Consider the following 24,951-nt stretch of genomic DNA (forward strand, 5'->3'; position numbering starts at 1 on the left):
TGTCATGAGTTTATTACCATTAACCTTTATACTCCCGCTCATTGGCTTTTTGATCTTAGCCTTTATGCGCGACAGGTTAACTGAACAGGCGGCAGCGATGGTTGGTGTTGGTAGCATGGGGCTATCAGCGCTATGTACATTGGTTGCCAGCTATACCTTTTTGAGCACACATCCCGCAGGTACGGTCGTACAAGTGCCACTGTGGACATGGTTTCAAGTGGGAGACTTTGCGCCAAGCTTTGGGCTCAGCTTTGATGGCTTAGCCTTGACCATGACAGGTGTGATTACTGGCGTGGGCTTTTTGATTCATTTGTTTGCTGCTTGGTACATGAAGGGTGATAAGGGTTTTGCCCGTTTCTTTAGCTATATGAATTTGTTCGTCGCCAGTATGTTATTGCTGGTGCTCGCGGATGATTTGTTACTGCTATATCTTGGTTGGGAAGGTGTGGGTATTTGTTCGTACTTGCTGATTGGTTTTTATTTTGAAGACAGAGCCAATGGCCGTGCGGCGATGAAAGCCTTTACCGTGACCCGTATCGGCGATGTGTTTTTGGCGTTTGGTCTATTCTTACTGTTCCGTGAGTTTGGCACGCTGAATATCCAAGAGATCATCACCCGTGCGCCTGAAGTGTTCGATGTGAATAATCCAACGATGATCCTAACCACCATGATGCTTGTTGGTGGAGCAATGGGTAAGTCGGCACAGATTCCACTACATACGTGGCTTGCTGATGCGATGGCAGGTCCAACGCCAGTATCAGCGTTGATTCACGCGGCAACGATGGTTACCGCAGGCGTTTATTTAATTGCGCGCCTACATCCTTTATTTATCTTGACCCCAGGTATTTTGTTGTACTGGGTCGGTGCTGTGGGTGCCTTGACACTGGTGGTCGCTGGATTTTGTGCGTTGGTACAGACAGACATTAAGCGTATCTTAGCCTATTCAACCATGAGTCAAATCGGCTATATGTTCTTAGCATTGGGCGTGGGGGCATGGCAAGGCGCTGTCTTCCATCTGATGACTCACGCGTTCTTTAAGGCCTTATTGTTCTTATCTTCAGGTGCGGTCATTCTTGCCGTGCATCATGAGCAAAACATTTTCAAGATGGGCGGACTGCGTAAGAAAATACCGTTAGTATTCTGGTGTTATATCGTCGGTGGCGGCGCGCTTGCAGCGATACCTTGGGTAACGGTTGGCTTTTATTCAAAAGAAGCCATCCTTTGGGAAGCGTTTGCGACGGGTCATCAAGTCTTATTTTATATGGGGGTATTCGGTGCATTCTTAACTGCCATTTATACCTTCCGTATGATTTGGATTATCTTTTTTGGTGAAGAAAAAACCCCAGCGCACAAGCTATCTGGCGTGTCGTATTGGTTGCCGCTTACGGTGTTACTCGTGCTATCAACCGCCGTAGGGGCGTGGATTACACCGCCATTACAAGGCGTGTTGCCAGAAAGCGTTGGGCATCTATTAGAAGTGGCCAACCAAGCCGATGGCAAACATACGGCCGAATATATCGCTATGGGTGCGATGCTAGCAGGACTAATATTGGCAGCGCTATTGTATGTAGTTGATAAGGGCCGGATGCTCTCACGCTTTAAGCAGACGCGAATCGGTGGGGCGCTATACCATTGGTGCTATCACGGTATGGGCTTTGACGCTTTATACGATTTGGTATTTGTAAAACCCTTCTTGTTGATTGGCCGTTTATTTAAAGCCGACCCTGTTGATAAGACGTGGAATATATTGCCAATGCTGGCGTCAGCAGGTAATAAAGCCTTGTCTGCAACGCAAACTGGGTCACTTCGAGGTTATGCTGCAAGCTTTGGCTTGGGAGTAGCTGTATTGCTGGTGCTGGTAATGATTACGGTGGTGTAAAATGATTGAGTTACAACAAACGTGGATGCTACCGGCATTGATTGCTATTCCGTTTATTGCCGGATTGCTATGTTGGTTGGTTGAGCGCTTTAATAAACGCCTACCACGGTGGATTGCTTTAATTGGTATGATGTTGACCTTTGGGCTGTCGATGGTGCTTTGGCAGTACGGCGACTTTGCTGGCATGAGTAAGCAAGTCATTGCGCCTGCAGCGGCGGTGCCTTGGATTGCTGAATTTAGTGTGCCGTGGATACCAAGCTTCGGTATCAGCTTTCACTTAGCGCTAGATGGTCTGTCGCTAATGATGGTTGCATTGACAGGGCTGCTTGGTGTCGCTGCCGTTGCGTGTTCATGGAATGAAATCCAGCGCCGTGTTGGCTTCTTTCATCTGAACTTGCTATGGAGCTTAGGCGGCGTTATTGGTGTTTTCTTAGCCATTGACCTGTTTTTATTCTTCTTCTTTTGGGAGATGATGCTGGTTCCTATCTACTTCTTGATTGCCATTTGGGGTCATGATGTCGTTGGTGGTAAGACAAAAGAATACGCAGCAACTAAGTTCTTTATTTATACCCAAGCTTCTGGGCTTATTATGCTCATTGGCGTGTTGTTATTAGTGCTGTTCAGCTACGCTAATAGCGGTGTGGTGAGCTTTAACTATAATGACTTGCTCGGTACGCCACTTGGCGGCTGGGAATATCCGATCATGCTGTGCTTCTTTATCGGCTTTGCCGTCAAGTTGCCAGTTATGCCGTTCCACGGTTGGTTACCTGATGCACATGCGCAGGCACCAACAGCAGGTTCGGTGGATTTGGCAGGGGTGCTGATTAAGACAGCTGCCTATGGTTTGATTCGTTTTGTGTTGCCGTTATTTCCTGCAGCATCGCAAGAGTTTGCACCGATTGCCATCACTTTGGGTACCATTGGTATTTTTTATGGCGCATGGCTCGCCTTTATGCAAACAGACATGAAGCGTCTATTGGCCTATACCAGTATCTCGCACATGGGTTTTGTGGTGTTGGCGATTTATGCGGGTACTTTACTCAGCCTACAAGGCTTGATGATCCAAATGCTAGCACATGGTCTTAGCTCAGCCGCGCTGTTCATCATGGCAGGTCAGCTCTATGAGCGCTTGCATACTCGTGACCTGACCTTGATGGGCGGTATGTGGGGGCAGTTCCGTTACTACGCGCCTATGCTGATGTTCTTTAGTGCCGCGTTGCTAGGTATTCCTGGTACTGGTAACTTCATCGGTGAGTTCATGATTTTGTTTGGTGCGTTTGCGCAGTATCCCGTATTTGTGGTGCTAGCGACGTTTAGTTTGGTACTAGCAGGTCTGTACTCATTAATATTGATTTACCGTGCGCTATTTGGTGCCAATAACATCGAAGCAGTGGCATTGCATGAGACCAAGTCGCATGGCTTACCACCGCGTAGAGTGAAAGATTTGGGTAAGCGCGAGCTGTCATTATTATTGATGTTGGCAGCAGGGCTAGTATGGCTCGGACTGTATCCGCAGCCGTTTTTGGATACATCAAGTCACGCTATGCAGTGGATCAACAATGCATATATTTACAGTCAGGTGACGCAGGTCGATATGTCGCCGTTACTTGATGCAATGGAGGCACGTTAAGTCATGAATGAATTTACGATGAATGATTTGATGGGGTTAATGCCTTATGCGCCGATCATTGCAGTAGCGATTACGTCTTTATTGGCCATGATTGCTATCACTATTAAGCGCTCACATTTTGTCACTGCTACCATCAGTGTTTTGGGTCTGAACGTCGGCCTGTTTACCTTGATTGGACAGATCACGGGTGTGATAAGTAGTGGCTCAGTAGTGCCAAACGCTGAGCAGCTATTTGTGATTGATAGCTTTGCCAAGTTTAATATGGTGGTTATCTTTATCTGTGCCTTGGCTTGCTGTACCTTGGCATACGCCTATTTGGCAAATCTTAAAGATAATAAAGACGAGCTGTATTTGCTGCTATTGTTATCGACGACTGGTGCTTTATTAATGGTATCAGCGCAACATATGGCGGCATTCTTTATGAGTCTTGAGCTGCTTTCTATACCGCTATACGGCTTGCTGTCTTATACCTTTTTGCGCAGCCGCTCTTTGGAGTCAGGTCTTAAGTATTTGGTGCTCTCAGCGACCGCCTCTGCAACTATCTTAATGGGTATGGCGTTTATTTATGCTCAGGTTGGCTCACTGGCATTCAAGCCGATTAGCCTGGTGTTAGGCAGTATGTTTGAGTCGCCACTGCTGATACTAGGGGCTGCACTCATGCTGTTTGGGGTTGCTTTCAAACTGTCTGCGGCACCCTTTCATGCATGGACACCAGATGTCTATGAAGGCGCACCCGCTCCTATAGCGACTTACTTAGCTTCGGTGTCTAAAGTGGCGATGATGGCACTGGCAGTGCGTTTTTTAATTGATAGCGCTTTGTTGGCATTGCCGTCGGTACAAATGCTACTGATGGTTATGGCAACCTTGTCTATCCTAGTTGGTAACTTATTGGCTGTCCGTCAGACCAACCTTAAGCGCCTATTAGGGTATTCTTCCATTGCCCATATGGGTTATGTACTGATTGTCATTGTCAGTATTGGTGCTGCCGCTGATAGCATCTCTAGCATGTATATGGCAGCTTATGCCTTGACCTCTGTCGGTGCTTTTGGCGTCGTAACGCTGATGTCGAGTCCTTATCGTCAATCTGGTGAAGCGGATGATTTATCACACTATCAAGGGCTATTTTGGCGTCGTCCGGTGATTACCGCGGTGATGACCATTATGATGTTGTCCTTAGCGGGTATTCCACTGACAGCAGGCTTTATTACTAAGCTGTTTGCGATTTTAGCTGCTGTGCAAGGAACCAACTGGTTCTTAGCAGCGATGATTATCTTGGGCAGTGCCATCGGTCTGTTCTATTACCTGCGCGTGATGCTGACATTGTTTAAACGTCCTAAGCAGTTTATTGAGTTTGATGTAGCAGGGCAGTGGGGCATTCGTATGGGCGGGCTAATGGTGATTGGTGTCACCATAGTGATTATCTACTTTGGTGTACTGCCAAATAGCTTGATCGTTTGGTCAGGTATGGCGCGTATTTGGTAACACAAGCCGTATAAGAAGCCGTATAGAGATAGGATAAGTAACGGCTAACGATGTTGGTTACTTATCCGCTGTTACTGTTAGAAAACCAAGATGCGCCAAGTTTATGCTAAGCTTGGCGCATCTTTTGGTTTGTATCCTTTAAAAACTTATAAAAACAACCATCAATAAAAGACTATTAATAAAAATGAGAGTGATTAATTATTATGAGTGACAATATTCAAAAAGTAACGGTGCTGAACAAAACCACGTGGACACCAGGCTTATTTAGTTTTACGGTTACCCGTCCAGACAGCTTTAAGTTTACTGCTGGTCAATTCGTGCGTTTGGGTGTCAATCCCAGTCAATTACAACACTATAAAGCTCAAGATGTCGCATTGGACGACTCCTTGAATGAAGATATCTACCGTGCGTATTCTATTGTGTCTTCGCCTTTTGACGAGGTGCTAGAGTTCTTCTCGATTGTCATTCCTGATGGGGCGTTTACCTCGCAGTTGCAGCATTTGCAAGTCGGTGATGAGTTACTATTGAATACTATGCCATTTGGGTTTTTGACCTTAGCACGTTATCAAAAGCCATTGCCCAAGGACTTGTGGTTGCTAGCCACAGGAACAGGGTTGGCGCCGTTTTTATCGATGCTACAAGATCTGCAAACTTGGGAAGATTACGAACACATCGTACTTGCCTACAGTGCACGGTCGAAAGAAGAGCTTGCCTATCTTGAACTGATTAAAACCTTGCAAGAAGATTTTGGCTCATTAGTGGACAATCCAGCCAAATTGATATTTGTCCCAATCGTCACCCGCGAGCCGATGGCAGATGCCTTAACTGAGCGCTTACCAAAGTTGCTGGTTAATGGTAAATTAGAAGAGCGTGCAGGTATCAAGCTAGAGATATAGACAGCGCGCATGTGATGCTGTGTGGCAACCCTGAGATGGTAGAGGATACCAAAGAGACGCTCAAAGATCTGGGATTAGTCATGAATCGCCGCGGTGAAGGCAATATCGCCGTAGAGAACTATTGGTAAACTAAAAATTACTGCTCAACGAATGGCTATATTCAAACGGCCACAAAAAACGCTGCTACCTTCATTTAAGGCAGCGGCGTTTTCATTCGTTAGAGCAATAATCGCCCCTGTGTTTGGCTATTAGACTTGGCTTGGTTTGGCCGCATCAGCGATTGGGTTGATAGGACCTTTCATGAGCTCAGGTTCATCTTCGCTCACATCATCTTCAGTAATAATATCATCGATGCTACTGGCACCTATCAAGTCACGGTAGTTCACCTGTGTTTTTAGCACCAGCTGTTCTTCTTCAAGCTCACCATAATTAACCTGTACTTTGTGTAAGCCACTCATGATTTTTTTATTCTTTTTTAGCCAACGATTAATATCAAGGTAAATAATCTCTTCTTTTGCGCGGGCTATATTGATATAAGTCAGAATGAAGCCTAACGGATCTTTTTTGAGCACGCTATGATAAAACCAAATAAAAAGCTTGATGCCTTGGCGTTTAATAAATGACTCGCAGCGTAAGTTGAGTACGTCAGTATAAGTCTGCTGACCAAAAACAAAGCGCTGTACGTTACGATCGAGCTGCACGTGTACGAGACTAAAGTTACTGGCGACTTCAGCATAAATACCTGCAATATTTAAGGTACAGTACAAGCGGAACCAATCGTCATGCAGCTCAACGCGTAGCTCCAAGATAGCTCCGACATTATCAGTGACGAACTTTTGCAAGGCATCATTGACGTAGGTTTGGGCAACTGGTAAAGCCAGCTCATCATCGAGCTTATCAATGCTTCTGTCATAGAGCTTTTTGATGGTTTGGCTTAAGCTCTCCCAGCCATCGCTAAATGACTCGCTAAAGCGATAGCCAAGATTATCAGTGAAGTCATCAAAGTTATCGAAGTTGCGCAAACTGGTTATCCTTATCATTATAGGGTGTCAATACTAAGTAGGAAGTTTAACACCCTAAAATAGTATATAGTAAAACAGCGTAGCGAAAAGCGTCATATTGTAGCAAATAAACCAACCAACATAACCAGTAGAGTTGATTTGAATCAGACATTGGTCATGTTGTAGTCAGTTGAAAATAGTATATTTCAAAGCAAGGCTCGAGTATCAGACGTAGCTTGAAAGAGCAGTCATTATTGCAACTGCCATTATGAGTGTGAACCATGTAAAATAGCAGCCAATTATCAAGACCAAGGCGATGGCCGCCATACTTATGCTGAAAGTTGAGACCCATTGTGGCCCATATTAAAGACTCCCAAAGCTATCACTTTTCTGCGCAAGCACCAAAGCGCGATTTTAGCATGCCTGTCGCTATTATCATTGCCTTAGTGGTGCACGTGGTGATCATTTTTGGCGTGAGCTTTTCTATGGGCAAAGATCCTGCAGCGTTGATGCAAGATGTTGCCAAGGCTTTGACTGATAATATGAAGCCCAATGAAGATGCGCACTATATCGCCAATGCTTCACAAGAAGGCGGCGGTTCGGTACTTCAACAAGTAAGACAAGAAAGTGCGCAAACCAGCCCATTGACTGCAGAGCAAATCAGCGAAACCCAAGATGTGATCAATATGCAGCGTAAGGTGCGTCAGCAGCGCTATCAAGAAAGCTATTTGCGTACGACCTTGAGTTGGCGTCAAGCGACCGTAGAGTCTGATAACGACAGCAAACAAGCGCAAGATGACATGCAAGCGCAAGAAGAGCGCCTGCGTAAGCAGATTGCAACTTTAGAGGCACAGCTATCACAGCGCCAACAAATCTATGCCACCAAGTCTAAAGTCGTCACCGTGGATAGCAACTCAACCACGCGCGGGGCAGCAGCGGACTATATTGAGACCTTTCGTGAGCATGTCGAGCGTATCGGTAACTTACACTATCCGGTACAGGCACGGGCGCAGGGAATCACTGGCGAAGTGCGCCTGATGGTCATTATCAGTGATGATGGGAATATTAAAGCCATTCGCCTGCTAGAAAGCTCAGGCTCAACGATATTAGACGAAGCTGCGAAGCAATCAGTACGACAAGCCGCACCTTTTGGTAAGTTTACCGAAGACATGAGTGATATTGTTGAGCTGCGTCTGATACGTACCTATCGTTACAGCGACAAAGTAGATGTGACTTATTAAGTATAAGTTACTAAAATACGAACAACCCAAAACGATGCTTGCGTTAAAATGCTCAACCATTAGAGTGATGATCGACATTCGATTGTGACGTTAAACCAGATAGCCAATCAAGCTATCAAGTCAATCAAGCTATAAAATAAAGAGTCAGTATGGAATTTTTAGGTTTTACAGTAGATGTTGCTACCCTTACCAGTAACGCATTCAGCTTAGTCATTAAGATTGCTCTAGCGATATTGATATTCGTGGTAGGGCGTTGGCTTGCCAAAAAAGCAGTCACGTTCGCTCACGGTATTATGTTGCGTAGCCACTTAGATGATACCGTCGCTAACTTCTTAGGTCGCTTGTTATATGGCGTATTGTTAGTCGTGGTTGCTCTAGCAGCCCTTAGCAAAGTTGGCGTGCAGACCACGTCAGTCGTCGCTATATTGGGTGGCGCCGCGGTAGCCATTGGTCTGTCATTAAAGGATCAGCTGTCAAACTTTGCGGCTGGCATTATGATTGTGACCTTCCGCCCGTTTGTACGAGGTGATTATGTCCAAATCAGTAGCTATACAGGGACAGTGACAGAGATTACCTTAATCAACACCCACCTGACGACGATTAACAATCACGACATCATTATCCCTAACAGCGATATCACCACCTCAGCCGTTACCAACTATACCGCGCTGCCCAACCGCCGCGTCGATATCACGGTCGGTATTGGCTACGATGCGGATATTAAGGTCGCCAAAAACGTCATGCTCAGCTTGGCAAAGAACAATCCACTGGCCTTTACCGACCCTGAGCCTATCGTACGTGTCACCAATCTGGGCGATAACTCAGTAGATCTGACCTTAAACGTTTGGACGACCAATGCCGACTGGTGGACGATGCAATGCGATTTGCTAGAGCAGTTCAAGCATGCGCTGGATGATGAGAAGATTGAGATTCCATTCCCGCAGCGTAGTGTCCATGTCAAAGGACTGGATCAGATGATTAACCAAATGGGTCAGTCACAAAAACTGCCCATGACCAAAGACTGACCAAAGACTAATCACCTTAAAAAGACTGGCTATCTTAAATGATTGGCTAGGTAAAAAACTGGCTACATCAAACTTAAGCGTTGGGAAGATAGGGATTTGGTAGATGTAAACCTGCCAAAATCTCAATTTCAAAGCTTTCCATCTCATCTTGCTCAGCCTGTCCGAGCTCATGATCAAAACCCAATAGATGCAGCACACCATGTACCAGTAAATGGCTGATGTGCTGTACTACTGTTTTTTCCTGTTCCGCGGCTTCTCGCACCACCACTGCATGACAGATGATTAGCTCACCCAGTGGCAACGTCGGCATCAGCTCTATGATGGAGGCAGGCAAGTCGCTTGGGTAAGATAAAATATTGGTCGCATAATCCTTGCCACGTGCTTCCAGATTCAACTCGCGACCTTCGCTTTCATCAGTGATATATATATCCAGCGCTTTAGGTTTCTTTTGCCACAGCTCAGGATTGATGTCGGCAAAGTAGGGTAACGTGAGACCGTTTTTGATGCGCTCATTCATATAATCAAGTGTCGCCCTCATGATTGGCAACAGACTGTCTTCACCATAAAAACTGTCGACCAAAGTATTATCAATACTGTCAGTCGCGCTAATATCGAGTGCCGCTAAACTGGCATTGTTATTATTGGCACTACTAGCGATTTCATCCGCTGTTTTATTATTGTTAGGTTGATTCATATTTTTATCCTATTAAGAATTTTGAGTCTGATTAAGCCTTGCTGTCTGAAATATTTAATCGTTTCGTGAAGGCTACTATAGCAGCTAGAGCAATATTAACCCTAAACTTGACCAATACTGAGCAGCAAAAAACCGGATTACGAGCAGTAATCCGGTTATCTGATTTCAAAACTAGCGTGCGACAGTTAGCTATAACTTAGCGGCCGCATCAGCGACTGCTTGTTTGCGCTCTTGTTCCTTCATACGCTCAAACTTACGTTTTTCTTGTAGCGCTACTTGCTCCTCATCAAACACATCATAGGCTTCGACGATTTTTTGTACCAGCTGATGGCGTACCACATCTTTTGAATCAAACTTGGTGATATGAATCTCTTCAATATCACTTAAGATATCCATCGCTTGTGCCAGACCCGACTTATGACCGCGTGGCAGGTCGACCTGAGTAATGTCACCAGTGATGACAGCGCGTGACCCAAAGCCTAAGCGTGTCAAAAACATTTTCATCTGTTCAGGCGTAGTATTCTGCGCCTCATCCAAGATCACAAACGAGTTGTTCAAAGTCCGCCCTCGCATGTACGCAAGTGGCGCAACCTCAATGATCTGACGCTCTAGCATTTTTCCGACCTTCTCAAAACCTATCATCTCGTATAGCGCATCGTACAAAGGACGTAAATATGGATCAATCTTTTGCGTCAAGTCGCCAGGCAAAAATCCTAGTTTCTCGCCTGCTTCTACCGCAGGGCGCACCAGTAAGATACGCTCAATCTCATTGCGCTCAAGCATGTCGACCGCACAAGCGACTGCCAAGTAGGTCTTACCAGTACCAGCAGGGCCAATACCGAATGACACATCAGAGCTCAGCACGTTTTTTACATAACGCTGTTGATTGCCACCACGCGGGATGATTTTACCTTTGCGCGTACGCAAACTTACGGGCGTAAAGTCACTTGCCGAATCCAAATCATTGGCGTCTTCTTTACTATCCGTGACCTGCTCATCGTCTTCTACGTCTTCATCACGTGAGATGCTTGATTGAATGATAAGGTGTAACTCTGCTGCACTGATATCTTTTGAATTTTGGGTTTCGTCAACGAGCTTATATATGATACGTTCGCCGCGCTCAACATCCCTTATATCACCGCTAAGGCAAAAGTCGCCTTGACGCTGGCTTATCTTAATATTGAGACGTTCTTGAATGTATTTCATGTGATTATTATATTCGCCAAGCACGGTTTTGAGCTGTGCTGGGGTCAGTGATTCAAACTTTATACGGCGGCTCATGGAGTCAGTCAAGCGATTATCCTTATATTAGGTGCCCGCTACTATTGGTAGGTTTTAATAGGTCAGCGGGCTTAATAGATAAAATAAAATAGTCAGTAAGGGTTTATAGCTTTTAGAAAATAAAAGTAAAAATAGTTATTGATTATATGGGTGATGACAAGTAAACATCTTACCTCCATTATGGTTGATAGTTTTTAAATTTCAAGCCATAGACAGAGGTGGATAGTTTTGTTTTGTATGACGATTGCAATCCTGGAGTTTGCTACTCCTGCTATCAATACTTTGCTTTGTGACCATAAGGGGTCTTAAAGGTTGAGTCAGCGTTATACCTATAGTGAAGGACACGGAAGTTTGCGCAATTTGTGGTAATCTATGGCTTATATTATAACGGCCAATAACTCAGCTTAGAGCACGCATCAAATGATAAATATTATAAAATAAAGGTAGTTTTGAGCAGCTATTCACCGTCTATCGTAAGCAATCTCAACAAATCGCAGTAGAAATAATAATTGGGAATAATAATGATGCAAAACACTGATTCAGATTTATCAAATGTAGGAAAAAAAGCGGCAATCACCGAGCAGCAGGTGCTGATCGCTGGTGGTGGTCACGTGGGCTTATCTTTTGCATTGTTGCTTGCGCATCATGGTATTGCCAGCACTTTGCTAGAAAAGATGAGCTATCCAAAAATCAGCCCAAATGATGATAGTACGCGTAGCCATTATTTAGACAGTCGAAATACGGCATTATCACGACGCACGGTACAGATTTATCAAGAGATTGGGCTATGGGATGAGCTGCAAAGTCATGCTTGTCGCATTGATGCGGTACAAATCAGTGAGCAAGGCAGCTTTGGGCGCGCGCAGTTAAACAAAGCTGAGGAGCAAGTCGACTCATTTGGACAAGTCATGGAAAATGCGTGGCTAGGGCGCAAGCTATTACTGGCCGCACAGCAAGAACCACTGATTACTTTGATTGACAATGCCAATGTCATCGATGTACAACAAACGGATGGGGTGACGCTCAGCTTTAGCTACTATGGTGAAGAGGAGCATGAGCAGCAATTGCAAGCCAGCGTTTTGGTCGCTTGTGACGGTCGCGACTCTACAGTGCGTCAGTTATTGGATATCGGCACTACGACTTATGACTATCAGCAAACCGCTATCGTTGGCGTGGTAGAGACGGATAAGCCTCACGAGCACATCGCCATTGAGCGTTTTAGTCCAGCAGGCCCGCTTGCTGTGTTGCCATTGACCGATCCAGAAGGGGATGGCAATAATGACTATCAAAACGGCTATCGCCGATCGGTAGTCTGGGTCTGTCCAACGGGTGAAGAAAATAAATATTTAGACGATGATGCGCATTTTCTGGCGACTTTGCAACAGGCGTTTGGTCAGCGTGCTGGCAAGTTTGTCGCTGCTGGTCGCCGCGGTGCTTATCCCTTGACACGCGTGCTGGCAGATAAGCAAGCAGATGGTCGCTGCGTCATCATGGGCAACGCAGCTCATACTTTGCACCCTGTAGCGGGTCAGGGCTTTAACCTCTGTATGCGTGATGCGCATGTACTGGCGCAGATGATGAGCGCGCAAGTACTTAAGGGCGCAGATATCGGTGATCCACAGTTATTAAAACGCTATGAAAAATCGCGTCTAAGCGATCAAAAACGAGTCATCCGCTTTTGTGATGCCGTGGTACATGGCTTTACGCATCCAAATCCAGCGGTGAAGCTGGCACGTAACGTGGCTTTGGTTGCCTTTGATAAGTTGCCGAATATTAAACCATTGGTCGCTAACTATGCGATGGGCTTAAAATCATAGTATTGATAACTGATATTATGCAAAACTATCATGTTTGGCGCTCGGTAATCATTTGTCTCGCTGGCTGTACAGTAGTTCCAGAGGCTGCGCCAAATAATTTCCGAGCGCTTTAGAGATATTAAATCCGTGTTAATGTGTAATTTCAGTTGATAATAAGCGTTCTAGCCTAACAAGCGTTCTAACATTGAGAGATAACTTATGAAAAACAACCATACGCTCATTATTGGCAGCGGTATCGTCGGTGCGACGCTGGCTCTAAAACTGGCGCAAGCCAAAATGCCCGTGACTTTGATTGATGCACGCCCTGCACGTGATGAGTCAGGGTGGCAAGCAGTACTAAGCAGGCGCGATGCCCGTGTCTATGCGCTTAGTCTAGCCAGTATAAACTTACTCAAAGACGTGGGCGCTTGGCAAAAGATTGCGCTATCTGGGCGTAAGGCCGACTATTCACAAATGCAGGTATGGCAACTGAACGGTATGGGCGAGCTATTATTTGGTGATAGTGAAAGCGACGCGCCAGAACTGCTTGGGAGTATGGTTGAGCCTGCAGTTATTGAGTATGCATTATCGCAGCGTCTATCTGAGGATGATGTCAGTGACTATCTGACCGTCATCGCTGGGCAAAAAGTAGTCGATATGGATTGGTTGGGGACAGAGCAGGGCTACCGTGTGACGTTAGAGGAGGGTGCGGTTATTGATGCGCGTCTGTTAGTCGGTGCGGATGGTCGCGGCTCGTTTGTGCGCCAGCAAGCAGGGATCGGGCTAGATACCCTTGATTATCAGCAAACGGCAATTTGCTGTGCGATTCAAACGGCAAAGCCGCATCAAGCAACCGCCCGCCAAGCCATGCTACCCACAGGTACGCTGGCGTTATTGCCGTTAGCGGATATCACTGATGAGGACAAGGCCAACCCGCAACATTGGCAGTCTATCGTCTGGACACTACCGCGCAATCAGGCATTGGCACTGATAGAGGAAGAAGACCGCGTTATCGCTGATAAATTGGCCGCTGCCAGCAACTATGAGCTGGGTGCTATCAGTCAGATAGAATCAATCGCCAGCTTTCCGTTAGCTGCACAACAAGCAAAAAGCTACGTCGCGGATAATTTAGTCTTAATCGGTGATGCGGCACATGGTGTGCATCCGCTGGCAGGTCAAGGGCTGAATTTGGGTATGCTCGATGTGAAGGCATTAAGTGAACAACTCACCCATGACTATGCGCGCAGTGGTGGGGCGATTTGGGGCAGCAATCAAACGCTGCGTACGTATGAGCGTCTGCGTCGTCCACATAATAGCCTGATGATGCATAGCTTCTCGGCGCTAAACTGGCTGTTTGCAGGGTCACTTGCGCAGCTGCGTCCTGTGCAGCAGATACGTAGTGAAGGCATGTATCGTGTTGGCAAAATGAAACCGCTGATGCGTCTGTTTGCCAAGCAGGCAAGTGGGGTTTAGGGTGTTTTTCTTAAAAAGATACGTTAGATATAGTGTGATTTACTATCACTAATTAGGAATACTCTATGACTAAGTTTGGAGCAACAAAAGTCACTATTGCTTTATTAATTATAGGCTTAGTATCAGGATGTCAATCAGCGACTGTAGGCAATAGTATTAGCCAAGAAACTTTAGTGCCTTCCACCTGCATAGCTGAGCCGCCACCTGTTGATAAAAATGGTAAACCTATGACGGTGACTTTGGAGGATATGTTATCCATGGAGTTGCGAGTATTTTTCGATAGAGATAGCGCTGAATTAAAAGATAAGTACGTTTCAGAGTTAAACAAGATTATAGAGTTCGCGGCTCGCTGTTCTAATCTGACGCTTTTTGTCCAAGGCCATACTTCTAAAATCGAACAACAATCCGTTGATAACAAGGTTGCACATATCAAAGACTCGTCTCAGCAATTAATACCTGTCTCATTAGCAGGTGCTCGCGCGCAAAGTATCAAAGACTATTTGGTTAATCTTGGCTTGCCAGCAAATAGAGTCCGAACCTTTAATTGTAGTTCTGATGATCCAATTGCTCGTAATGATACTGAGGAGGGTGCAACCATGAATCAGCGAGTATTTGGTTGGATATCAGCGCGAGATAGATACAATGATACTTTAGTAAACTGTAAAGAAATTTTAGAATAAAATGGCAAAGATAGGCTGGGTGTACGCATTTGGTTGAAATCAACGCTTTAAAAGTTTATTAAACGAGTTTTCTACTGTACATGAGGATACTGTTAAACTTGCAGACTTTGGTCTAACGGTGAATATAGAAGATTGGGTCTTATGGCCATAATATGAATTGATGCAGAGAAAACAAGAAGCTATAAATAGAGAACCGCCACCTGCAAAAGCAGAGGTGACGGTCATATTGATATCTATATTACCATATAAAAATAAGGCATGTTATATTTTTTAGCAAACACACAAAAAATTACTATGAATATTGAGAGTAAAAGGCAAAACCCATGCTCATCCCCAAATACTGGGCGCAGTATAAGCAGCGCTTTAAATCATCGGCAACCTCTGATAGCGCAGTTAAGCAAGCCACCATCAAGCGTTATGGCTGGTCAGATATCAGTCAAAGCGAAGCATTAAACCATGCTAGAACGCGTGTGACTGAGGCGCATAATCGTTGGCTGGCAGGTGAGGATATCGTACGCCGTGAACGCAGGGAAGAGTATAACGCAAGTAACGGCATTCCCATTCGTGAGCAAATCATCTCTGAGCAAACTTTTCCTAGCTCAGATTTATCTGACAGCTCATCATACCAAACGCAGGTTATCACTACGCGTAATAGCTATGGCGCGCAGGTCGCTAACGTTGATAACATCGCCATCATTGATGTCGATAATGATGAATTATTGCATCACAATTATCCTGATAGCTATGATAGTCATGGCTATATGACTGTATTAATAAGCAATCAAAGCCAGCCTTCGCCGAAGTTAAAAGTGTGGTTTTTTGTACTGGTGTTTATACTTATCGCCAGTGTCATCGCTTGGCTCGGATTGTCATGGTTATGGCTATTGGTGGTTATGATTGGTGTGACTGCTTATTTGTGGCAACAAGCCAGCCAAAGAGACAAAGCACGCGCGCAAAAATATGCTGATGATATCGCCTCGTTGCTGCCTTATATGACTGAGCGACTACAAAAGCGAGTTGTCAAACATCCAAAAGAGCGCTTCCGTTTGTATGAGACGCCTGCAGGCTTTCGCATTATTGCCACTCACGATACCATCGCGCCAAGTGATGAGTTAGTAGCAGAGTGGTTTGAGTACTTCCATGCCGATGACAATTATGTGCGTCTGAGTCAGGCACAGCAGTGCTTTCGAGCGCGGCTCACTGCCAAGCCGTGGCGCATGGCTGAGGTCAACGAACAGCGTATGTTGGAAAAAAGCATCCCTGCTAAAGAGTTTTGGTTCGCTGATGATGGCAGCCCTGAATTCAGTTATGATAATGCACAACAGGCTGCTTTAACTGCACGCAAGCAGTGGGTTGCTGATTATGAGAGCTTTGCAAAAGGCTATCGCGCTTGCCGTTATATTGAGAGTTTTAAAGGTAGGGAAGTTGGTAATAGCGAACCCGCGCCAGCTGCTATCAGTGATTTTATTGAGTGGCATGATAGGGTTTGTCAGGTAGAAAAAGAGCTAGTGATGGCTTAAAACGTATATTTTTGCAAAATTGTTACGTAGCCGCTAGTCATTGGGCATAACTTAGATCAGGATTTTTACTACATTAGGGAAGATAAACAATGACTACGAAACTGAAATTCTACAGCATTTTTTTGTTAGCAGCATCTATAACTCTAACCGGCTGCCAGACTATTACAATCGCATCGTCTAAAGATGTACCCCAATATGAAAATATCAGAACAATGCAAGCAGAGATTGATTCAGATGGTGATGGCGTTCCTGATAAATTAGATCAGTGCCCAAATACGCCAGAAAACGTAATGGTAGATGACAGAGGCTGCCCTTTTACGATGCCTGGGGTAGGTCTAAAAATGGAATATCGTGCCTTTTTTGCCAAGGGCAGCAGTGAGTTATCAAAAGAGTATCAGCTTGAGCTTGATAGAGTAGCAACAAAAATGAAGGAGTATGATACGTCCACTTTTAGAATCGAAGCCCATACTTCAGAAGATGAAGTTAATGGAGGGTTAAATTCTTTAGCCAAAAATAGAGCGCTGATGATCAAAAACTACTTACTACTAAAGCATCAAATTGACGCTGATCGTTTAAGTACTTTTGATTGCGGTGATGACGCGCCTATTGCATCTTCTGATACTGAAGAGGGTAAAGCCATGAATCGCCGAGTTTATGGACTAGCTATGGAGCCTGAAATAGCCTACAACTATCCAGACGACTCAAATTCAAATATATGTATCGAGTTTTAAGTAATAGCTAATTATTTAAATTATACTTACCCCAACGCCGAAAACACTACCATCAGAATTGGCGAGACGATATTAATAATAAAGCCAAAGCTAATCGCCAGTGGCACGACTTTTAGACCACCAGATTGTTGAATAATAGGCAGGGTAAAGTCAAGACTGGTCGCGCCGCCAAGACCGACCGCAGCTGATGGATATTTGCGCATAAAGACGGGAATAAATATCAATGCAAAAAACTCACGTACCAAGTCATTAAATAGCGCCACACTGCCCCAAACGGCACCATAAGCATCGGTCATGATAATCGCTGATAGTGAATACCAACCAAACCCTGATGCCAGTGCCAAGCCTTTTGTCCATGACACATCGCTGAACATCAGCGCAAAGATCAGCCCGCCAACCAATATCGAGAGGGTAAAGATAATACTCATCTCTACGCCACGTTTGTTGAGCAGCACTTCTTTGAGGGTAATCCCTGAGCCTTTTAACCCAATACCGACCAGCAGTATTAATATCATCAGCATAGCCGTCATGGTGTTGTCAGGTGGCATATAATCTACTGGCAAGAAGTAGCCAATCACCATGCCAATCACCACACAAATCACTTGTGCCAAGCTGCCACGGATACTGACGCGATGCTCTTTGGATTTTACGCTGGGTTTCTTAGCCTGCCATGGACGCACACGATCGAATAGCATGAGGGCAAACAAACCACTGCCAATCGTCAAGATCGATAGGATGGTGACATATAGGGCGATTTCGCCTATTTGACTACCCAGACCTTCAACTTGTGACAGCTCGATACCGATGAGAGTTAAGATGACGTAAACCAAATAAGACAGACCCTTATCGGCAAGCTTAGTCATTTTGGGATTAGAAGGGATGGCAAAGCCAATAAACATTGGCATTAATACCAGAACAAGGGTAACTAGGCTTTCCATGGTCGGCAGACTCGTCAGTTTTTAACAAGCCGACGATTGTATCATATCAAGGTAGAATTACAGCTGATAAAAGCGGCCATCACTCCCAAATCAGCGTTGTAAGGATAAAGCTATTAATACTATGAATGATAAAAAGGATAATCGAGCGCACGTGATTGTCATTGGCGGCACCAGTGGGCTAGGATTGGCGCTTGCTTTAGCGCACCAGCAGCTGGGCTGGCAAGTGAGTGTTGTCGGGCATAATCAAGCCAAAATTGATTGTATCAATGCTCAGCATCCTGATATCACCACTCATCACTGTGATTTGACTGATTTTACCCAGCGCCAAACGTTATTGGATACATTATCAGCTAGCCAGTTTCAGCGACTTATCTATAGTGCAGGCAGTTATTTCAATGAGCGCCTACAGCAGCTTGATAAAACGACCAGTACTCAGATGCTGGCCATCAATCTACAGGCTTTTGAGCATGTTTTTATGTGGGCAAGTGCACAGTTAATGCAGCAGGTTGAAGCAAATACAGGAGTGGGTTCCATAAAGCCAAGCCTTGTCTGTATCGCCTCAATTGCGGGTATTATCGACTATCCTTACTCGAGTCTTTATGCAAAGAGTAAGCGCGCAATGATCGCGACTGCCAGTGCCTATCGCTGTGCTCTCGCTCCTTATGATATCCAAGTGACCTGTATTGCCTCAGGCTATATCGATACTCAAGCATTACGTGATTTAAATGGGGGTGATGCCAGTCATAAGCCTTTTATTATCAGCACCCAAACTGCCGTTAGATACACGATGCAGGCGCTTGCCGATGATGTTGAGTTGGCAGTGTTTCCGCGCTCAATGCGTTATATAACTCGCGCACTTAACCAGTTGCCCAAACCCGTGTTAAATTGGTTGATACGTAAAAGACTTGATAAAAGCCTTTAGTGGTTGTCGGTTTTTTATGATGCATTGATTAAAGTCCGTCTTGGCCAAACTTAATTAGAATCAAAACTTTGTCTAACCTAGAGCCCAATACAATAGGGTAAATAAAGGCACGCCAATCAGTAAGCTATCTATTCTATCAAGCACGCCACCATGTCCCGCCAATAAAGTACCAGTATCTTTTACCCCGTGTTGACGTTTGAACGCTGATTCTAATAAGTCGCCAGTGATACCGCTGACTGCGAGCATATAGGCGGCAAGCAGGCATACCCACCAGCTAAACGGCGTCAACCACATTCCCAGCAAAGTTGCCAAAAGGGCGGATAATAAACTCCCAAAGACAGCGCCTTCAATACTTTTATTGGGGCTTATTTTGGGTGCAAGACCACGTTTGAATAATCTACCTTTGAGCAGCTTGCCGCATAAGTATTGCGCGATATCATTAAACTGACTGGCAAATAATACGAACAGTAACACGCCGTATTGTTCACGATGCCACGTTAATTGCTGCAAAAAAACCAAACTGACAATGAGTAAAATGAAGGCGACGCTAAATAATGCATCTAAAATATTCAGATAGATATAGGGTTGAAGGTTGTCTTGCAGGTCGGTGTGATGTTCTTCTGAGCGATATTTTTCTGTGCCATGTCTTTGGGGAATAGCGAGGGCTAAGGTATGCGCTTGTAGTCCGCGCGCTTGGAGCTTGCTAATCAGTCGCGCTTTACTCTCAGAGCGCCAAAGACGGCTAATCTCATAGCTACCACGCAGCCCAATGACAATGAAAAAAGCAGCGAGGAGCCATTGATAAGGGTGCTGATTATCGATGAATTGACTCTTATCAGATATCTTGGCAAGCAGATAGCAGCTACAGAGCAGTGCTAGCATCCACCACCATGAGCGTGCAATCAGATAAATGGTGGGCAAACGAGCACGCAAACGCGGCAGAGCAAGCATGCTCCAAACCACACTAACGATGGTCATCAGTCCGATCACAAATAGCGTATCTGTAGCTATCATGGTTAGGCTCTGGTCAAAGGTTTTAGAGTATTAGAATGCTATAAGTTCTCGAGCTGAAAGTCTACAAAACAACCTACAAAAAGAAGGTTTTTTAAACTCAAACAGTAGCAGCCAGTTTTAGCCCGTCAGTCCTTTCAGTAGAGTTTGCGAGCTCATATCGCAAGCTCTCACTATCAAACTTAGTAGCTATCAAGGGCTCAATGACACTAATCCTTGGCTCGGTTGCTAGAGTAGGATAATCCTGTCGATAGTGACCGCCACGGCTTTCATAGCGTTGGTAAGCTGACTGCACAATGAGAGAGGCCAGCTGTAATTGCCGTGATAATTGCCAATGAGCCAAGTCGTTAAACAAAGCAGGATTGTCAGATATGTGTAGCGTATGGATACTCCCTTGCCACTGTTGTATTTGAACCAAGGCGCTTTCTAACTGCTCAGCGCTACGCACAATACCCATGTGGCTACTCATCAAGGTTTTTAATTGAGCAGTCATGTTATCAATATCGATATTAGCATTGCTATCAAAGCTACCATCAAAATTGCCATCAAGGTTTTTAGTAGTAAGGTTTTCAGCAGCAGAGACAGACTCAGAACAGAGAGGTGTTGTGTGAGAGATAGCTTGAGTGTCAAAAAGGTTGGGCGTGCTCCAAGTCTTATCAGACAAATAACGTGGCAAATGCGCAGCGATATGACGCCCAACCACCACACACTCTAATAAAGAGTTACTGGCCAAGCGGTTTGCACCATGCAGACCAGTATAAGCGACTTCACCAGCGGCATAGAGCCCTGGTATATCTGTTAAGCCATTAGCGCAAGTGACTACGCCACCACAGCTATAATGCGCAGTAGGAGCGACTGGAATAGGGTCGGTAGTAATATCAACACCGAGGTCTAATAGTGTCTGATAAATCTGCGGAAAGTGCTCTTGTAAAAACTTGGCAGGCAAGTGGCTGACATCGAGATGCACGTAGCCCAAACCATTATTATTAATTTGCTCAGCGATGGCACGGGCGACGATGTCTCGTGGCGCTAGCTCAGCACGATCGTCTATATCGAGCATAAATCGCTTGCCCGTCAAAGGACAATATAGCCGTCCTCCTTCACCGCGCAGGGCTTCGGATATCAAAAAGCTACTGTCGTCCAGTGCTAGTCCTGTTGGATGAAATTGGATAAACTCCAAATTTGCGAGACGGCAACCTGCCTGCCACGCCATCATTACCCCATCACCAACACAGACATTTGGCGCGCTGGCACGTTTAAACAGCTGTCCTAAGCCGCCACTGGCTAATACGACTGCACGACTATGGAACGTCACTTGCCGTTGATTATGATGATCAAAAATGAGTGCCCCTTGGCATTGGCTATCGCTACTGTCTTTTAAAAGGTGTAGCGCCTTATGAAAGGGCAAGATGGTAATATTAGCCGCAGACTGTGCTTTTATGATCAAGGCTTGCATGATATGACGACCAGTCGCATCATCAGCATGGGCAACCCGTCTACAGCCATGGCCGCCTTCTTTGGTTAGATGTAAATCGCTGGTACTTAATGCCATTGAGGTTTTATTAAAGGTTTGCTCAGCGGCTTTTTTAGCAGTGTGTGTTTGTGCAGTCTGAGTAAAGGGCACGCCTTGCTCGCATAGCCACTGTACAGCTTGTTGACCGGCACTGAGGATATGAGTCGTATTATCCGTTTCACATAGCCCTGCACCAGCGACAAACGTATCAGCGATATGATCAGCGACGCAGTCATTTTTATCTAGGCTGGCTGCGATGCCGCCTTGAGCGTAATGACTTGAGCAAACTTCCATTGCCGCTTTACTTAATACGGTTACGTTTAGCGATTTTGGTAATGCTAAAGCGGTCGTTAACCCTGCAAGGCCAGCACCAATAATAAGTACGTCTGTTTGCCTAGCATCATCAGCGTTATAGCTTGTTCTATCAGCTGCACACGCCTCATTCATATTACGCCGCTCCCACATTGGCAAATAGCGCACGGTCTTTGACGATATCGCCACTGGCTTGTACGCGTTGTTTTTGTGATTCGGCAAAATCAAGCATGCGTTGTAATGGTTTTTTTGCGGCTGCTGCCAGCTCTGGGGTCATGAGTACTTCACCGCTGTGATGCGTCAAGCATTGCTCAATACCTTGCAAGCCATTCATCGCCATCCACGGGCAAAACGCACAGCTCTTACAGCTGGCACTCTCACCAGCCGTCGGCGCGGCTAAGAAACGCTTATGTGGTGAGCGCTTTTGCATCTCGTGTAATATGCCAAGGTCAGTCGCTACGATAAAGGTATCGGCATCCATCTCATAAGTTGACTTCAGTAGCTTACTGGTTGAGCCGACCACATCAGCCAGTGCCACCACACTATCAGGGGATTCAGGGTGTACCAACACCTTAGCGTCTGGGTGCTCCTCTTTTAATTGCATAAGCTCCGTTGCTTTAAACTCATTGTGCACTAAGCACGACCCTTGCCAGAGCAACATGTCGGCGCCAGTCTCTTGTGCAATGTATTTACCCAAATGGCGGTCAGGCCCCCAGATAATCGGCTCGCCTTGCTCATGCAGATGACGGACGATGTCGATGCCTACTGATGAGGTCACCACCCAATCGGCACGCGCTTTTACCGCTGCACTGGTATTGGCATAAACCACCACCGTGCGCTCAGGATGAGCATCACAGAAGGCTGAAAATTCATCGGCAGGACAGCCTAAATCAAGCGAACATTCAGCTTCCAAATCTGGCATTAGTACCGTTTTTTCCATACTTAATATTTTGGCTGATTCGCCCATGAAGCGTACGCCTGCCACCACTAGAGTTTGGGCGCTATGAGCTTGACCGAACCGTGCCATCTCGAGTGAATCACCAACGCAGCCGCCTGTTGCCAATGCCAAATCTTGGATAAAAGGGTCAACATAATAGTGCGCGACCAATACCGCGTTATGATCTTGCAATAGTTGCTTGATATTGGCTTCTACTGCCAGACGCTTATCGCGGGGAAGCTCGGCTGGTATCTTTGCCTTGGCATATTCAATATTGAACTGAGTGGTGCTGCTATTATCAGCGCTTAAGGTTGGTGCGTCATAAGGATAGATTTTCATTGGGGCAAGCCTCCGGTGCGATAGCAATAATAAAAGTGCGCATGTCGAGAGAGTTAAACAGAGTGAATAAAGCTGTTAAAAAATAACGTGTTTTAATTATGCTCATTTTGAGCATAAAAACAAGTATTTTTTTGCAGTTTATCATTTAGGCTGATAGAGATAGGAGGTTTTTTACCGTTATTTAGGTGCCCATATAGTCAATACTAAATAAAATCGATACATTATTAATAGTCACGTGCTACTGGTATAAATTTTACTTGCTTGCTGTGCCTACGCCGACAGAGGCTGCACAAAATTTACCCTAGCAGCACTGTATCGTTTCTAGCGTGAATCAACTATATGAGGTAATTAAGCGTTTTAATCAAAAGAGTAGTGGCTACTGTTGAGCTATTAATTGCATCCAGTTTTTACGATAAATCCTAATTCGCGCTATACTGAGTTTTGTTTTAACTATTTTGCCTATAACTAAGGATAATCATAAATAGCCATGACGTTGTCTTATTCACATGCGCATCAGCAGGGTAGTGGTACCACGGAAGTGGTGGCGGTATTGATTGCCATCACGGATCATACAGCGCGGGTTTTGACGGTAGACCAAGGCAAGCTGCTGCCCAATGGGCCACTGATGCCGTTACATCGCTCACTACAAGCAGGTGTGCGCCAGTGGGTGGAAGAGCAAACTCGGCAACCACTCGGTTATCTTGAGCAGTTATATACCTTTGTGGATACCAATCGCCGCAATAGCGATGGCCATGCATTGGTTTATGTTAGCTATCTCGGGTTGGTGCAGGAGGCGCAAGTGCCAGAGTTGCCAAGCCAAGCAATTTGGCGAGATTGGTACGACTACTTTCCATGGGAAAATCACTTAGAGGGTATGCCAAGTATTATTATGACCTCTATTGTGCCTGAGCTATTGGTTTGGGCAGATGCTGCGGAAGATGACGTTTCGCAGCATCGACGGCGTCAACGAATCCGCTTATGTTGGGGGTTAAGTGAAGGCGTGATAGGTGCTGTCACGTTTACGCATAATAATACGCATAGTTTGTTAAAAGACTATCCAGAAATATCTGAAAATTACAATGACAGCAGTAGTGAGTGGGTTGCAGAGCATGTCCTCCTGCGCTACGAGATGCTTTATGAAGCAGGACTTATCCCTGAGGCTCCAAGTTATCAGCCTAGTAAATTGCCTGACAACTGGACTCAGATGATAGGCACACCCATGTATTATGACCATCGCCGTGTGATTGCGACAGCCATCTCCAGATTGCGTGCCAAGATAGAATATCGTCCCTTGATATTTGGCTTGATGCCAGAAGTGTTCACTTTGCTGCAGTTGCAGCAAAGCATTGAGGCGCTGTCGGGAGTAAGGCTACACAAGCAAAACTTCCGTCGGTTACTGGATTCACAAAACTTAGTGCAGCCAACAGGTGAGAGTAGCAGTGCTCAGCGTGGGCGACCTGCCAAGCTTTATCGTTTCCGTCATGACATTGAATTACAAAGCTTACTCATGGACAGTAAATTACCTAAACGGAAATAAATATCAGTCATTTTTTGATTTCAGCCTTCTCTAATTTGTATATAGTTAACTCACTTTAAAATAGGTACAGTGCTGCTGGTATTAATTTTCCTTGCGTGCTGCGCCTACGCCGA

General features: G+C 45.4%; 19 protein-coding genes and 1 pseudogene. 13 read left to right on the forward strand and 7 right to left on the reverse strand.

All coding sequences use genetic code 11. From position 1 onward, the window contains the following. The first annotated feature begins 4 nt into the window (after positions 1-4). The 4 genes and pseudogenes from nuoL (at position 5) to JMY01_RS02705 (ending at position 6,015) form a co-directional block, all read left to right on the forward strand. Positions 5-1,879: an NADH-quinone oxidoreductase subunit L gene (gene nuoL / locus JMY01_RS02690; RefSeq protein WP_201574110.1), complete on the forward strand. Its 1,875-nt coding sequence runs from the start codon at positions 5-7 to the stop codon at positions 1,877-1,879. Position 1,880: 1 nt separating this feature from the next. Further along, positions 1,881-3,509: an NADH-quinone oxidoreductase subunit M gene (gene nuoM / locus JMY01_RS02695; RefSeq protein ID WP_201574111.1), complete on the forward strand. Its 1,629-nt coding sequence runs from the start codon at positions 1,881-1,883 to the stop codon at positions 3,507-3,509. A 3-nt stretch (positions 3,510-3,512) separates the two neighbouring features. Next, positions 3,513-4,991, forward strand: a complete 1,479-nt coding sequence (locus JMY01_RS02700; RefSeq protein ID WP_201574112.1) for an NADH-quinone oxidoreductase subunit N — start codon at positions 3,513-3,515, stop codon at positions 4,989-4,991. Positions 4,992-5,194: 203 nt separating this feature from the next. Continuing rightward, a pseudogene (locus JMY01_RS02705) lies at positions 5,195-6,015 on the forward strand (ferredoxin--NADP reductase). Positions 6,016-6,135: 120 nt separating this feature from the next. Here the strand turns inward: JMY01_RS02705 and JMY01_RS02710 are convergent. Next, positions 6,136-6,927, reverse strand: a complete 792-nt coding sequence (locus tag JMY01_RS02710; protein WP_201574113.1) for a hypothetical protein — start codon at positions 6,925-6,927, stop codon at positions 6,136-6,138. Positions 6,928-7,241: 314 nt separating this feature from the next. Here JMY01_RS02710 and JMY01_RS02715 point away from each other — a divergent pair, with 314 nt between their 5' ends. Further along, a complete protein-coding gene (locus tag JMY01_RS02715) occupies positions 7,242-8,129 on the forward strand; it encodes an energy transducer TonB (protein ID WP_227677634.1) in 888 nt (295 codons plus the stop codon). 149 nt (positions 8,130-8,278) lie between these two features. Beyond that, complete coding sequence (locus JMY01_RS02720) at positions 8,279-9,154, forward strand: mechanosensitive ion channel family protein (RefSeq protein ID WP_201574114.1); 876 nt, start codon at positions 8,279-8,281, stop codon at positions 9,152-9,154. Between the two features lie 73 nt (positions 9,155-9,227). Here JMY01_RS02720 and ybeY read toward each other — a convergent pair whose 3' ends face one another. Then, positions 9,228-9,848, reverse strand: coding sequence for an rRNA maturation RNase YbeY (gene ybeY, locus JMY01_RS02725; RefSeq protein WP_201574115.1), 621 nt, complete (start codon positions 9,846-9,848; stop codon positions 9,228-9,230). A gap of 189 nt (positions 9,849-10,037) precedes the next feature. After that, on the reverse strand, positions 10,038-11,129 hold the full coding sequence (locus tag JMY01_RS02730; protein ID WP_201577100.1) for a PhoH family protein: 1,092 nt from the start codon (positions 11,127-11,129) through the stop codon (positions 10,038-10,040). A 521-nt stretch (positions 11,130-11,650) separates the two neighbouring features. Between JMY01_RS02730 and JMY01_RS02735 the strand changes: the two genes are divergently transcribed. From JMY01_RS02735 to JMY01_RS02755, 5 genes are all read left to right on the forward strand, one after another. After that, on the forward strand, positions 11,651-12,946 hold the full coding sequence (locus tag JMY01_RS02735) for an FAD-dependent monooxygenase (protein ID WP_201574116.1): 1,296 nt from the start codon (positions 11,651-11,653) through the stop codon (positions 12,944-12,946). A gap of 198 nt (positions 12,947-13,144) precedes the next feature. Then, on the forward strand, positions 13,145-14,398 hold the full coding sequence (locus JMY01_RS02740) for an FAD-dependent monooxygenase (protein ID WP_201574117.1): 1,254 nt from the start codon (positions 13,145-13,147) through the stop codon (positions 14,396-14,398). Between the two features lie 65 nt (positions 14,399-14,463). After that, positions 14,464-15,078 (forward strand): OmpA family protein, encoded by a 615-nt coding sequence (locus JMY01_RS02745; protein ID WP_201574118.1) that lies wholly within the window; start codon positions 14,464-14,466, stop codon positions 15,076-15,078. 323 nt (positions 15,079-15,401) lie between these two features. Beyond that, positions 15,402-16,598, forward strand: coding sequence for a hypothetical protein (locus tag JMY01_RS02750; protein ID WP_201574119.1), 1,197 nt, complete (start codon positions 15,402-15,404; stop codon positions 16,596-16,598). Positions 16,599-16,687: 89 nt separating this feature from the next. Beyond that, positions 16,688-17,329, forward strand: coding sequence for an OmpA family protein (locus tag JMY01_RS02755; protein WP_201574120.1), 642 nt, complete (start codon positions 16,688-16,690; stop codon positions 17,327-17,329). Positions 17,330-17,355: 26 nt separating this feature from the next. On the opposite strand, the gene JMY01_RS02760 is transcribed toward JMY01_RS02755, so the two are convergent. After that, positions 17,356-18,267: a lysine exporter LysO family protein gene (locus JMY01_RS02760; RefSeq protein WP_201574121.1), complete on the reverse strand. Its 912-nt coding sequence runs from the start codon at positions 18,265-18,267 to the stop codon at positions 17,356-17,358. 121 nt (positions 18,268-18,388) lie between these two features. Between JMY01_RS02760 and JMY01_RS02765 the strand changes: the two genes are divergently transcribed. Further along, a complete protein-coding gene (locus JMY01_RS02765; protein ID WP_201574122.1) occupies positions 18,389-19,189 on the forward strand; it encodes an SDR family oxidoreductase in 801 nt (266 codons plus the stop codon). A gap of 72 nt (positions 19,190-19,261) precedes the next feature. Here JMY01_RS02765 and JMY01_RS02770 read toward each other — a convergent pair whose 3' ends face one another. The 3 genes from JMY01_RS02770 to nadA all read right to left on the reverse strand — a co-directional run bounded on the left by JMY01_RS02770 (position 19,262) and on the right by nadA (position 23,301). Further along, positions 19,262-20,203, reverse strand: a complete 942-nt coding sequence (locus tag JMY01_RS02770; protein WP_201574123.1) for a phosphatidate cytidylyltransferase — start codon at positions 20,201-20,203, stop codon at positions 19,262-19,264. 97 nt (positions 20,204-20,300) lie between these two features. Continuing rightward, complete coding sequence (gene nadB, locus JMY01_RS02775; RefSeq protein ID WP_201574124.1) at positions 20,301-22,160, reverse strand: L-aspartate oxidase; 1,860 nt, start codon at positions 22,158-22,160, stop codon at positions 20,301-20,303. A gap of 1 nt (position 22,161) precedes the next feature. After that, positions 22,162-23,301, reverse strand: a complete 1,140-nt coding sequence (nadA, locus tag JMY01_RS02780) for a quinolinate synthase NadA (RefSeq protein ID WP_201574125.1) — start codon at positions 23,299-23,301, stop codon at positions 22,162-22,164. A gap of 487 nt (positions 23,302-23,788) precedes the next feature. Here nadA and JMY01_RS02785 point away from each other — a divergent pair, with 487 nt between their 5' ends. Then, a complete protein-coding gene (locus JMY01_RS02785) occupies positions 23,789-24,838 on the forward strand; it encodes a hypothetical protein (protein ID WP_201574126.1) in 1,050 nt (349 codons plus the stop codon). The last annotated feature ends 113 nt before the right edge of the window (positions 24,839-24,951 follow it).

This window comes from Psychrobacter sp. H8-1 (assembly GCF_904846575.1).
GTDB classification, from domain to species: Bacteria; Pseudomonadota; Gammaproteobacteria; order Pseudomonadales; family Moraxellaceae; genus Psychrobacter; species Psychrobacter fulvigenes.